At 64.7% G+C, this 12,942-nt stretch carries 8 protein-coding genes; 7 read left to right on the forward strand and 1 reads right to left on the reverse strand.

Going from position 1 to position 12,942, the window contains the following annotated elements; all coding sequences use genetic code 11:
* The first annotated feature begins 22 nt into the window (after positions 1–22).
* The 7 genes from ptsP (at position 23) to JNE37_RS11235 (ending at position 10,156) form a co-directional block, all read left to right on the forward strand.
* The gene (ptsP, locus tag JNE37_RS11205) at positions 23–2,287 is read left to right on the forward strand and encodes a phosphoenolpyruvate--protein phosphotransferase (RefSeq protein ID WP_203062798.1); all 2,265 of its coding nucleotides are present in this window, start codon (positions 23–25) and stop codon (positions 2,285–2,287) included.
* A 33-nt stretch (positions 2,288–2,320) separates the two neighbouring features.
* The gene (prfA, locus tag JNE37_RS11210) at positions 2,321–3,397 is read left to right on the forward strand and encodes a peptide chain release factor 1 (RefSeq protein WP_203062799.1); all 1,077 of its coding nucleotides are present in this window, start codon (positions 2,321–2,323) and stop codon (positions 3,395–3,397) included.
* A gap of 32 nt (positions 3,398–3,429) precedes the next feature.
* A complete protein-coding gene (prmC, locus tag JNE37_RS11215) occupies positions 3,430–4,248 on the forward strand; it encodes a peptide chain release factor N(5)-glutamine methyltransferase (protein ID WP_246513206.1) in 819 nt (272 codons plus the stop codon).
* Between the two features lie 339 nt (positions 4,249–4,587).
* The gene (locus JNE37_RS22830) at positions 4,588–5,208 is read left to right on the forward strand and encodes a DUF4167 domain-containing protein (RefSeq protein ID WP_052015192.1); all 621 of its coding nucleotides are present in this window, start codon (positions 4,588–4,590) and stop codon (positions 5,206–5,208) included.
* A 339-nt stretch (positions 5,209–5,547) separates the two neighbouring features.
* Positions 5,548–8,157, forward strand: coding sequence for an ATP-dependent chaperone ClpB (clpB, locus tag JNE37_RS11225; protein ID WP_203062800.1), 2,610 nt, complete (start codon positions 5,548–5,550; stop codon positions 8,155–8,157).
* A 115-nt stretch (positions 8,158–8,272) separates the two neighbouring features.
* Positions 8,273–8,617 carry a VOC family protein gene (locus JNE37_RS11230; protein WP_035095943.1) on the forward strand — a complete coding sequence of 115 codons (345 nt, stop codon included), beginning with the start codon at positions 8,273–8,275 and terminating at the stop codon, positions 8,615–8,617.
* A gap of 33 nt (positions 8,618–8,650) precedes the next feature.
* Positions 8,651–10,156, forward strand: coding sequence for a DHA2 family efflux MFS transporter permease subunit (locus JNE37_RS11235; protein ID WP_203062801.1), 1,506 nt, complete (start codon positions 8,651–8,653; stop codon positions 10,154–10,156).
* Between the two features lie 174 nt (positions 10,157–10,330).
* Here the strand turns inward: JNE37_RS11235 and JNE37_RS11240 are convergent, their stop codons facing one another.
* Positions 10,331–12,211: a M23 family metallopeptidase gene (locus tag JNE37_RS11240; RefSeq protein ID WP_035095949.1), complete on the reverse strand. Its 1,881-nt coding sequence runs from the start codon at positions 12,209–12,211 to the stop codon at positions 10,331–10,333.
* Between the last annotated feature and the right edge of the window lie 731 nt (positions 12,212–12,942).

The raw sequence follows: 12,942 nt of genomic DNA on the forward strand, positions 1-12,942 counted from the left end.
CGGCGCAAGCCGCCAGGGTGAAATGGCCACATTGACCGGCGGTCCGCGCGTCCTGCTCAGGCAGTTGCGCGAAACCATGGCGGAGCCCCTGGGCTCGCAGGACCGGCTCAACAAGATCGTCGATCTGATCGCGGACAATATGCGGGCCGACGTGTGCTCGTTCTATGTCCTGCGCGACGACGGCGCGCTCGAACTCTTCGCCACGCACGGCCTCAAGGCCGAAGCGGTGCACATGACGACGCTGCGCCTGGGCGAGGGCCTGGTCGGCCTCATCGCGGCGGAAGCCGAGCCACTCAGCCTCGACAACGCTCCGGCCCATCCGTCTTTCGCCTATCGCCCGGAAACGGGGGAAGATCCTTTCTACGCCTTCCTCGGCGTTCCAGTGCTGCGCGCCGGACAAACTCTTGGCGTACTCGTCGTCCAGAACAAGGACCGGCGCGTTTTCGGCGAGGATGAAGTCGAGGCGATGCTGACGACCGCCACCATTCTTGCCGAGATGATCGCCACGTCCGAATTCGACAGCCTGATCAAGCCCGGCTCGGATATCGATCTGCGCCGGCCGCGGACCTTCGATGGTCTGGCGCTTGCCGAAGGCATAGCGCTGGGCCAGGTGGTGCTGCACGACCCGCGCGTGGTGGTGAACAATTTCATCGCCGACGATATCGACGCGGAAAAGCAGAGACTCGACCTTGCGCTCGAAAAGATGCGCGTGTCGATCGACGTGATGCTCGATCACGGCGACATGCAGCCGTCTTCCGACCACCGCGAGATTCTCGAAACCTACCGCATGTTCGCCAATGATCGCGGCTGGGTGGGGCGGCTGATGGAGGCCATCGACAACGGGCTTTCGGCCGAAGCGGCGGTCGAGCGCGTGCAGAACGATACGCGTGCGCGCATGCTGCGCCAGACGGACCCCTATATCCGCGACCGGCTGCATGACCTCGACGACCTGGCCAACCGGCTGCTGCGCGTGCTGACGGGCAATGCGGACGGACTGGGCAAGGAATTGCCGGACAACGCTATTCTCGTCGCCCGCAATATGGGGCCGGCGGAACTGCTCGAATACGATCGCACCAAGCTGCGGGGCATCGTGCTCGAAGAGGGCGGGTCGACCTCGCACGTGGCCATCGTCGCCCGATCGCTGGGCGTCGTCGCCGTGGGGCAGGCCGAGAGCATCGTCTCGATGTCCGAAGAGGGCGACGACATCATCGTCGATGGCGCCACCGGTACGGTGCATCTGCGGCCGACGCCCGATGTCGAGCAGACCTATGTCGAAAAGGTCAAGCTGTCGGCCAAGCGGCGCGCGCATTACCTGGCGCTGCGCGACCTGCCGTCGGTGACGCGCGACGGGGTCAAGATCACGCTGCTGCACAATTCGGGGCTGGTGGCTGACCTGCCCATGCTCAACGAGACGGGCGCGGAGGGCGTCGGGCTCTTCCGCACCGAATTGCAGTTCATGATCGCCTCCAAGCTTCCCCGGCTCAACGAGCAGGTGGAGCTTTACCGCGATGCGCTGCGCATTGCGGGCGACCGGCCGGTGGTGTTCCGGCTCCTCGATATCGGGGGCGACAAGGTCGTGCCCTATATGCGCTCGGCGGCGGAAGAAAATCCGGCCATGGGCTGGCGCTCGCTGCGCCTGGCGCTCGATCGGCCGGGGTTGCTGCGTACGCAGGTGCGGGCGCTCCTGATGGCGGCCGAAGGCAAGCCGATGAAGATCCTCGTGCCTATGGTGACCGAGGCCTTCGAATTCCGGCAGGCGCGGATGGTCGTGCAGAAGGAAATCGACCGGCTCAAGCGCGCGGGCGAGACCGTGCCGACCAAGGTCGAACTCGGGGCGATGATCGAAGTGCCATCGCTGCTCTTCGAGCTCGATCAATTGCTGCCGGAAGCCGATTTCGTCTCGATCGGCTCGAACGATCTCATCCAGTTCCTGACGGCGGCCGACCGCGCCAATCCGCGGGTATCCAAGAATTACGATCCGATCGCGCTGCCGCGGTTGCGGGCGCTGCGCCATATCGTGGATGCGGCGCGGCGCTACAACGTGCCGCTCACCATGTGTGGGGAGCTGGCGGGCAAGCCGCTCGAAGCGCTGGCGCTGATGGCCATCGGCATGAACCGACTCTCAATGGGGCCGTCCTCGGTCGGTCCGGTCAAGGAGATGATCCTGGGGCTCGAACTTGAGCCCATCCGCAAGTCGGTGGCGGCGGCCTTGGCGGATGGATCGGACGGCGTGGCCATGCGCGATCTGCTCAAGGAATGGGTGGACCGGCAGAACCTTCCAGTCTAAGACGCGGGCCTCCCAGCTTCTATCCAAGAGATCATGGCAACACTTCCCGCCGATAAGCTCGACGTTCTCGAAAAGCGTTTCCTCAGCATCGAGGCCGAACTGTCCTCCGGCCCCTCGGCCGAGCAATACGTCAAGCTGTCCAAGGAATATGCCGAGATGGAGCCGGTCGTGCGGCCCATCATCGCCTATCGCAAGCTGCAGAAGGAGCTCGAGGACGCGCGCGAAATGGCGGCCTCGGGCGATCCCGAACTGGCCGAGATGGCGGAGGCGGAGGCGAGCGAACTCGAGGAACGCCTCGAGACGATGACGCAGGAAATCCGCATCCTGCTCCTGCCCAAGGACGCGGCCGACGAGAAGAGCGTCATTCTCGAAGTGCGCGCAGGTACGGGCGGGGACGAGGCGGCGCTCTTCGCGGGCGACCTTTTCCGCATGTACCAGCGCTATTCGGACCTCCAGGGGTGGAAGTTCACGGTGATGGAAGAGAGCCCGGGCGAAGCGGGCGGCTACAAGGAAGCGGTGGCCAATATTTCGGGCAAGGGCGTCTATGCCCGGCTCAAGTTCGAGAGCGGCGTGCATCGCGTGCAGCGCGTGCCGGCGACCGAGGCTTCGGGCCGTATCCACACCTCGGCGGCGACCGTGGCGGTGCTGCCGGAAGTGGAAGACATCGATATCGACATCAAGGCGGAAGATATCCGCATCGACACCATGCGCTCCTCGGGCGCGGGCGGACAGCACGTCAACACCACCGACAGCGCGGTGCGCATCACGCACCTGCCGACGGGGATCGTCGTGACCTCGTCCGAAAAGAGCCAGCACCAGAACCGGGCCAATGCCATGAAGGTTTTGCGCGCGCGGCTCTTCGAGGCGCAGCGCGATGCGCGCGACAGCGCCCGCTCGGAGGCGCGGCGCGAGCAGGTGGGCTCGGGCGATCGCTCCGAGCGCATCCGCACCTATAATTTCCCGCAGGGGCGCGTGACGGACCACCGCATCAACCTCACGCTCTACAAGCTCGACAAGGTGATCGAGGGCGAGGCGCTGGACGAGCTGATCTCGGCGCTCATCACCGAGAACCAGGCGGCGCAGCTCGCCGCCATGGAAGGCATTTCCTGACTTCCCAGACGACAGGCGCGGCCTGGCGGCAGGTGCGCGACCGTTTTCGCGCGGCAGGGCTGGATACGCCCGAGCTCGACGCGCGGATTCTGGCGCAGGCGGCTTTCAGGCTCGACAGCCTCGGGCTGCTCGGAGCGGAACGCGATAGCGCGCCGGCCGAGGGACTGACGCGGCTCGACGGGTTTGCGGAGCGGCGCCTGGCGGGCGAGCCGGTGGCGCGGATCCTCGGCCAGAAGGAATTTTACGGATTGCCGTTTGGGCTCAATGCGGCAACGCTGGTGCCGCGGCCGGACACGGAATTGCTGGTGGAACTCGCTCTGGATTGGCTGGGCAAGCGCAATGGGGCGAGGCTGCTCGACCTCGGGACGGGGAGCGGGGCCATTCCGGTGGCGATCCTCGCCAATAGTCCGGGGACGACGGGGCTCGCGACCGACCTGTCCGAAGAGGCCCTTGCGGCGGCGCGGGAGAATGCGCGGCGGAACGGGGTCGACGAGCGGCTGGAGTTCCGGCAGGGCTCGTGGTTTTCGCCGATAGAAGGCGAGCAGTTCGATCTCATCGTTTCCAACCCGCCCTATATCGAAACCGACGTCATTGCCTCGCTGATGCCGGAGGTGCGCGATTTCGACCCGCTGCTGGCGCTCGATGGCGGGCCGGACGGGCTGGGGCCTTACCGGATCATTGCGGCGCAGGCGGGAGAATATCTCGTGCGCCCGGGCGCCCTGATGGTCGAGATCGGCTCGGGGCAGGGCGAGGCGGTGACCAGGATCTTTGCGGATGCGGGTTTTTCCGGCGTACGGGTCGAAAAGGACCTGGCGGGTCTTGATCGTGTGGTGATTGCGCACCAACTTTAGGGAACCGAAAGCACACGCATGCGTGAGAGAGAACATTTCGCTTGGAAAGCTCAGGCGAACAGGCTAGTTTCCCCATGCTGTCAATGACGCTTTGGCGTCTAGATGATGGTCACCCGCTCATCGGCGATGCTGCAGTTTTCCAGCGCGGACCCCGGGCAAGAGTCCCGGTTGGCCGGATGACGCGGAGCAAGTGATCTTATCGCGGCAGTGTTTGGGGACTCACACACAACGAACTTTAACCGGCCACGGCACGCCTTTGCGCCGCCCGGGTTGCGGGTTGAGTTGGCAGTTGAGCCAATCCCCCGGTGCTAGACGCTTACTGATGATCGAAGCGATACGATGAGACCGAACCAGCAGAACAACAAGAACCGTTCGCGCGGACGCAACAACAATGGCGGGCGCAAGCACGTCAACCCGCTGTCGCGCAACTATGAGAGCAATGGCCCGGACGTGAAGGTGCGCGGCAACGCTGCCCATATCGCCGAAAAATACGTCCAGCTCGCCCGCGATGCGCAGGCCTCCGGTGACTCGGTGATGGCCGAGAACTACCTGCAGCACGCCGAACACTATTTCCGCATCGTCTCGGCGGCGCAGCCGCAGGGCGTACAGCGGTCCGACCAGTTCAACGACAATTACGACGACGACGAGTTCGAGCCGCAGGAAAACAGCCGCTTTGCGGTTCCCGAGCGCATCGCCCAGCCGGCTCCGGCCGATGGCGAGACGAGCGAGGGCGAAGCTGCCGAGGCGCCGGCCGAGCCGGTGGCCGAGGAAGCAGCCGCTGCTGCCGCACCCGCCGCCGCGGAAGGCGAAGGCGAGGCTCCGCGCCGCCGCGAACGCCGCCCGCGCCGCCGCCGCTCGGCCAATGCCGATGGCACCGATCCGGCCGAAGCCGAGCAGCCCGAAATCGGGGAATTGCCGGCATTCATCACCGCCGGCGGGGCTTCGACCGCAGCGGAGTAAGCCCGCAGGGCTTTGAGATTTGGGGAAGGCCGGACCTTGGGGTTCGGCCTTTTTCGTTTGGCGAGCACCGGTCTTGCGTTGCGGCCGGCTCTCCCCGGATCGCTCCTCCCCAACGAGAGAAATCGGAGCGGGCAGCGGAACCGTGCGGCTGGGGCGCAAGCTCCTCTGCACCCTCCGCCACGCATTTCCTGCTCACGCCCTTTTGTTTGGTGCAACCACTCCTATATCTTGCGTGTTGCCTGAGCATGCCGCCTGGCGGGTGCGACGGCCACAACACTTCCGGCGACTGGACCGTGCCGAAATTTCGGGCGTTCCGGCGTGCCTCCAAAGGAGAGTTGCATGAATATTGAAAAGTATACCGAGCGGGCGCGAGGCTTCGTTCAGGCGGCGCAGACCATGGCCCTGGGCAAGGGTCATCAGCAGTTCTCGCCCCTGCATATGCTCAAGGTCCTGCTCGATGACGACCAGGGCATGGCTTCCGGCCTCATCGATCGTGCCGGTGGCAATTCCAAGGCCGCCCGCGCAGCCGTTGACGCTGCGCTCAACAAGATTCCCAGCGTTTCGGGTGATGCTTCCCAGCTCTACCTGACGCGCGAGCTTGCCCGCGTCTTCGAGACGGCCGAAAGCGCCGCCCAGAAGTCCGGCGATTCCTTCGTTACCGTCGAGCGGCTGCTGCTCGCCATGACGGTCGAGAAGGACACCGATGCAGGCAAGATACTGGCTTCGGCCGGGGTGACGCCGCAGGCGCTCAACGAAGCCATCAACGAAATCCGCAAGGGTCGCACTGCCGACTCGGCCTCGGCCGAGAGCCAGTACGATGCCTTGAAGAAATATGCGCGCGACCTGACGCAGGACGTGCGGGACGGCAAGCTCGACCCCGTGATCGGGCGTGACGAGGAAATCCGCCGCACCATCCAGGTGCTGTCGCGGCGCACCAAGAACAATCCGGTTCTGATCGGCGAGCCCGGCGTCGGCAAGACGGCGATCGCGGAGGGCCTTGCCATCCGCATCGTCAATGGCGACGTGCCCGAAAGCCTCAAGAACAAGGCGCTGCTCGCCCTCGACATGGGCGCGCTGATTGCCGGCGCGAAATATCGCGGCGAGTTCGAGGAGCGGCTCAAGGCCGTGCTCAACGAGGTGTCATCCTCGGACGGGCAGGTGATCCTTTTCATCGACGAGATGCATACCCTGGTCGGCGCCGGCAAGTCCGATGGTGCCATGGATGCGTCCAACCTCCTGAAGCCCGCCCTGGCGCGCGGCGAACTTCACTGCGTGGGCGCCACGACGCTTGATGAATACCGCAAGTATGTCGAGAAGGACGCGGCTCTGGCCCGTCGCTTCCAGCCGGTCTTCGTCAACGAGCCGACGGTGGAAGACACCATCTCGATCCTGCGCGGGCTCAAGGAAAAGTACGAGCTGCACCATGGCGTGCGGATTTCGGACTCGGCCCTGGTGAGCGCGGCGACGTTGTCGAACCGCTACATCACCGACCGGTTCCTGCCCGACAAGGCCATCGACCTCATGGACGAGGCGGCGGCGCGGCTGCGCATGGCGGTCGATTCCAAGCCCGAGGCGCTGGATGAACTCGACCGGCGCATCATGCAGCTCAAGATCGAGCGCGAGGCCTTGAAGAAGGAAACCGACGACGCCTCCAAGTCGCGGCTGACCAAGCTCGAGGCGGAACTGGCCGAGCACGAGGAAGAGGCGCAGGCGCTCTCGTCCAAGTGGCTGGCCGAGAAGGAACGCCTGGCCGGCAGCCAGAAGCTCAAGGAAGAGCTCGATACGGCGCGCAGCCAGCTCGAGAGTGCCCAGCGCACCGGCGATCTCGCCCGCGCGGGCGAGCTTGCCTATGGCGTGATCCCCGATCTCGAAAAGCGCCTCAAGGCGGCCGAAGAGAACAAGAGCGGCGAGCCGACCATGGTCGAGGAGGTGGTGACGCCGTCCGAGATCGCGCAGGTCGTGTCGCGCTGGACGGGTATTCCGGTCGACAAGATGCTCGAGGGCGAGCGCGAAAAGCTCATGCATATGGAGCTGTCTCTGGGCGCCCGCGTCATCGGCCAGGAAGAAGCGGTGATCGCGGTGTCCAAGGCCGTGCGACGTTCGCGCGCCGGGCTGCAGGACCCGAACCGGCCGATCGGCTCGTTCATGTTCCTTGGCCCCACGGGCGTCGGCAAGACCGAGCTCACCAAGGCTCTGGCGCAGTTCCTCTTCGATGACGAGACGGCCATGGTCCGGCTCGACATGAGCGAGTTCATGGAGAAGCATTCGGTGGCCCGCCTCATCGGCGCGCCTCCGGGCTATGTCGGCTACGAGGAAGGCGGCGTGCTGACCGAAGCCGTACGGCGCCGGCCCTATCAGGTCGTGCTGTTCGACGAGATCGAGAAGGCGCATCCGGACGTGTTCAACGTGCTCCTGCAGGTGCTCGATGACGGGCGGCTGACGGACGGGCAGGGGCGTACGGTCGACTTCCGCAACACGCTCATCATCATGACCTCGAACCTGGGCGCTGAATACCTGGCCCAGCTCAAGGACGGGGAATCGGTGGAGGCGGTGCGCGGCAAGGTGCTCGATGCGGTCAAGGCGGCCTTCCGGCCGGAATTCCTCAACCGTATCGACGAAATCCTGCTGTTCCACCGGCTGGAGCGCAAGCATATGGGCGCGATCGTCGATATCCAGATGAAGCGGCTCCAGGAACTGCTCAAGGAACGCGACGTGACCCTGACGCTCACGCCGGCTGCCCGCGACTGGCTGGCGCTCGAAGGGTACGACCCCGCCTATGGCGCGCGGCCCCTCAAGCGCGTGATCCAGCGCGAGATCCAGGATCAGCTGGCCGAGGAAATCCTCGCCGGCAAGGTGGCCGACGGCACCAATGTCGTGGTCGATGCCGGGGATGAGCATCTGGTGCTCAAGCCCGAAAAGGGCCCTGAAGTTACCGACGCGGCGGCTTAGTCTCCTGCCGCATTCCGTTGGGGAAGGCCGGTCGCAGGACCGGCCTTCTGCTTTTCCGGCTTGTTCTCGAGCTCATTCAGGAGTAGAACAAAAAGAGAACAACGGAGTCGCCGAAATGGCCAACAGCTTCAAGATCGACTATCTCGAACTCACCAGCGGCAATCTTGCCGAGAGCAGCCGCTTCTTCGCCGCGGCCTTCGGCTGGAACAAGATCGACTACGGGCCGGGCTATTCGGGCGTGGCCGATGCGGGGATCGATGTGGGCGTGGCGCAGGCCGAAAAGGCGCTCAACCCGCTGCTGCCGGTGATCCGCACGCAGGACCTTGAAGCGGCCCGCGCGCAGGTGGTGGCGGCTGGCGGAACCATCACCACCGAGCCCTTCGATTTCCCCGGCGGGCGACGCTTCCATTTCCGCGAGCCGGGCGGCAACGAACTGGCAGTCTGGATCGCAACGGAATAGGCTGACCTCCAAACAGCCCGGCGGGTGCCCAAGATGACCGACAGTGCCGCGACCACTGGTTCCTCCCAAGCATCCGCCACTTTTTGTCCGCCGCAATCGCGCATCTATGTGCTGGCGGCGGCGATCCTTGCCTCCTCGATGGCCTTCATCGATGGCTCGGTGCTCTCGATCGCAACCCCGGCCATCCGCGCCAACCTGGGCGCGACCCTTGCCGATGCGCAGTGGATTTCGAACGGCTACATGCTGTTCCTCGCCTCCCTCCTGCTGCTGGGCGGGGCAGCGGGCGACCGGTTCGGGCTGAAGCGGGTCTTCACCTTCGGCATCGGCCTCTTCGTCGTGGCGTCGCTGGCCTCGGCGATCGCGCCCAATCCGCAATTGCTGATTGCCGCGCGGGCTATCCAGGGGATCGGGGCGGCATTCATGGTGCCCTCGAGCCTCGCCATCATCGCCAAAGCCTATCCGCGCGACCAGCGGGGCTGGGCCATCGGCATCTGGGCCTCGGCCTCCTCGCTCACCACCATCCTGGGGCCGGTCATCGGCGGGTTCGTGCTCACCGCCTTCGGCGAATGGAGCTGGCGGCTGGTCTTTGCCATCAATCTGCCGCTCGGCATCGGGGCGCTGGTGCTGCTGTTTTCGCGCGTGCCGGACGATCCGCCGGCGGGGGATCGCAAGCTCGACGTGCTGGGCGGCGTGCTGATCACGCTGGCGCTCGGGCTTTTCGCCTTTGGGCTCACCGGCGATGGCAGCCAGAGCGTGCCCCCGGCCGGGCATGTGGCGCTGTATTGCGGCATCGGCCTGATGCTGCTCATTGCCTTTCTCGTTTGGGAGACGCGATCGCGCCAGCCGATGCTGCCGCTCGGGCTTTTCCGCAATCGCAGTTTTTCGGGCGCCAATGCGTTGACCTTTGCGCTTTATTTCTCGCTGGCGGCCATCGGCTTCTACCTGCCGATGACGATGATCGCCGGCTGGGGCCTGTCGCCGGCCGTTGCCGCCATCGCCTCGCTCCCGCTCGGCATCGCGCTCACCATCCTCTCCTCCTTCGCCGGCAAGCTTTCGGACGTCTATGGGCCGGGACCGCTGATCGCCGGTGGCGCCACGCTTGTCGCCTTGGCGTTCGCCGGGCTGGCGCTGACGGCGCCGCTGCACAATGTCTGGCTGGCCGTATTGCCGCTCAATGCGCTCATGGGCATCGGCATGGGCTTCGTGGTGTCCCCGCTCTCGACGGCGGTGATGACCTCGCTTTCGGATGCCGACAGCGGCATCGCCTCGGGCGTCAACAATGCAGTGGCGCGCGTAGCGGGGCTGCTGGCGGTGGCGCTGATGGGGAGCGTGGCGGCTCTGGTATTCAACGCCATGATGGGGGGCGCGGTCGACGGATTGTCGTTCGGTCTGCCGACTACGGAGGCGTTGCCGGCCGAAACCGAAGCGGCGCGCGTCGCGGCGACCAACGGGGCTTTTGCAGCGGTGGCCTGGACGACGGCGGTACTGTCGCTGGTTTCGGCGATCATTGCATGGGTGACGCTGGATCGGCGGCTTTAGGCGCGCGGCTGCAGATTCAGCGAGCGCGGAGCGATCTTGCGGTGGGCCGGCCTTCGTCAGGGCCGAGCGTTTTAGGGATTGGCGTTCAGCGGCGAGGCCGTCAAGGCCCGGCCTGCTTTGAGTCAGTAACGTGGCTCGTGCCGAGCAGGCCTCACCCCAGGACCCCAACCCAGCCTAGTTCGACGCCACCGTGATCGGGGCGGCGTCGCGGGTCATCAGATCGCGGATCTGGGCGACGGTCTGGGCGAATTGCTGCTGGAACTGGGACGGCAGCGACTTGTCGCGGGGGAGTTTTACGCTCAGCGGGTCGACGAAGTTGCCGTTGATGAGGATTTCGAAGTGGAGGTGCGGGCCGGTGGAGTTACCGGTCGAGCCGACATAGCCGATGATCTGGCCCTGCCGCACATAGGTGCCCGGCTGGGTAGTGTCGGCGATGCGGCTCATATGGCCGTAGCCGGTTTCGAAGCCGTTGACGTGCTTGATCATCACGTATTTGCCGTAGCCATTGGTCCAGCCGGCCTTTTCCACCACGCCATCGCCGGCCGCATAGATCGGGGTGCCGGACTTGGAGGCGAGATCGACGCCGGTATGGAGAATGCTCTTGCGGAAGATCGGGTGCACGCGCCAGCCGAAGCTCGAGCGCACGACGCCGCCGCCCTGGAGCGGGCGCCGGGTGAGGAAGCGCTTGCCGCTTTCGCCCGAAGGATCGAAGAAATCGACCTTGCCGTCATCGCTGCGGAAGCGGAACAGTTCCTTCAGGGTCGTGCCCAGGCGCAGGCCGACATAGAGCAGGTCCTGGTGGCCCGTCGCGTCGGGCGGGGTCTGCAGGATCTCGATGGAATCGCCGGGGGCGATCTTCTTGTTGAGATCGAGATCGTAGGCATACATGGCCACGATCCGCTGGATGGTGTCGTCGTCGAGGTCGTGCTTGCGGCCGGTTTCCCAGATCGAGCGATAGATCGAGGGCAGGTTCGCCACGTTGATCTCTTCGGTGTCTTCCTCGGGGAAGGTGATCTGGGGCGGTTCGGTGGCCAGCACATATTGACCGCGATCGGTCAGCGCGACAGTCGCCGCATGCCGATCCTTATCGGTGGCGTTGTCGTGGATATAGATGCTCATCCGGTAAGGGATGAGGCTTTCCGAGCTGCGCGAGGGGCCGAAGAGAATGCGCAGGCGCGCACCGGCCGGCAGGTTCGTCGAGGGATAGACGTTGCGCAGCGTGCCCGTGATCATGGCGATCATGTCGGCGGTAAAGCCGTTCTTCTTGAGCGTCTCTTCGAGCGAAGAAGGCTCGCGCAGCGTCAGCAGGCGTTCGGTGCGGCCAAGGCCCTGGCCGGGCAGGGTGGTCTTGGGCACAGCCGTGAGGTTTTCGGCCACGCCGGTGATCATGGCGTCGGTCGGGGTGGCCGAGAGCTCGTGGATGGAGGCGTCGGCCGGCGCATAGGCCAGCGCATTGGTGTCGGCCTCGACGTAGGCGCCTTCAACGGTAGTGCGCACGAAGTCGGCGGCGACCTGGTCGGAGATGGCGCGCGGGGGCGGCTGGGTCAGCGGCAGGGAGGCCAGCTTGATCGAGACTTCGCCCTCGACTTCCGCACCATATATATTGGTGCTGACATTGGTGTCCCCGTCGAGCGGCTGGGTCGCCGCGATCAGGGCCACCGGATCATAGGCCGGCACATCGTCGGATAGCGAGGTCGCGGCCGTCGCCAGGGTGGCGCGCAGGCGGCTGAACGGCTGCTTCTTGATGATGTCGCGGCCATCCACCGTTTCCTTGATCGTCGCCTCGATGGTTTCGAGCTCCGATTTCGGCTTGGCGATGGGGCGGACGCGGTTGGTCTTGATCTGGAGATTGGTCGGGCTGATCGGCTTGGGCGGGTTGGCGATCTGGAGCGCCTCATAGGCGGTCGAGAACGTATCCTGCCCCTGGAAGGAGACGAAGAGCGCGGCGCCCATAAGAAGGACACTGGTCAGGCCCGTCATCACGGTGCCAGTCAGCCAGGATATGGAGAGCTCGCGTCCGTGCGGAATATCGCCGTCGGTCGATTGGACGGTCAAAGCAGGACCGTCTTCGTACCCTGTTGCCTTGAGCAGGGCCGCGTGCCGATTTCGCTGTTGAGCGTTCAACGCGTGTCCTTAGAGAAGCCCCGAAAAGCACTACGTGCCGTGATCCATCCCGGGACGCACGACACCGGCCAAAGGCATGAACGACCCGTTAACGTCAGTCAATACCAGAGGCATTCCTCACTTCTGCGCCAAATACGGCGAAACTAGGCCCCGGAAAGGCGCCCGCCCCCATGGGGATTCATGCGCGATGGAATTTCGCGTTTGAGGAGAGCAGGATAGGTCATGCACAGGCCATGAAACTCGCGGAAGCCAGGCGGGCCGCGGCTTTGGCCGTGAAAAAATGCAAGTTATCCACCGGTGGGCCTCTTGAAAGGCGCTTTGGGGCTCCTATTTAGGTAACACGCAAGACGCTCGGTTTTCCGGGCTTTTCCGTGCCGGCCGCGAAAAATGTCAGTTTTGTCATTTTCCGCTGTTGACACCCAAACGGGTCGGCCATATAACCCCGACATCGCTGAGGCGGTGCCGACGAAAACGACGGCAACGACCGAAGCAAGCGACTGAAAACGAAAAGAAATTTTGGTTCTTCGGTTGACAGCACGAGCGACGTGAACGATTAACTCGTTCCCACAGTCTGGTGCGTTAAGAAATTCTGACAGGGCGGGGTTGCTGCCGGGTAAAGCCGGAAGTAAAGTTCTTGTCCCTTAGGGAATGCTGGAAGCTGA

The organism is Paradevosia shaoguanensis, from assembly GCF_016801025.1.
Classification (GTDB): Bacteria; Pseudomonadota; Alphaproteobacteria; order Rhizobiales; family Devosiaceae; genus Paradevosia; species Paradevosia shaoguanensis.

Coding starts and splice junctions, on each gene's coding strand:
- ptsP (WP_203062798.1), top strand. CDS start 23: ATGGCCACATTGACCGGCGGTCCGCGCGTCCTGCTCAGGCAGTTGCGC.
- prfA (WP_203062799.1), top strand. CDS start 2,321: ATGGCAACACTTCCCGCCGATAAGCTCGACGTTCTCGAAAAGCGTTTC.
- JNE37_RS22830 (WP_052015192.1), top strand. CDS start 4,588: ATGAGACCGAACCAGCAGAACAACAAGAACCGTTCGCGCGGACGCAAC.
- clpB (WP_203062800.1), top strand. CDS start 5,548: ATGAATATTGAAAAGTATACCGAGCGGGCGCGAGGCTTCGTTCAGGCG.
- JNE37_RS11230 (WP_035095943.1), top strand. CDS start 8,273: ATGGCCAACAGCTTCAAGATCGACTATCTCGAACTCACCAGCGGCAAT.
- JNE37_RS11235 (WP_203062801.1), top strand. CDS start 8,651: ATGACCGACAGTGCCGCGACCACTGGTTCCTCCCAAGCATCCGCCACT.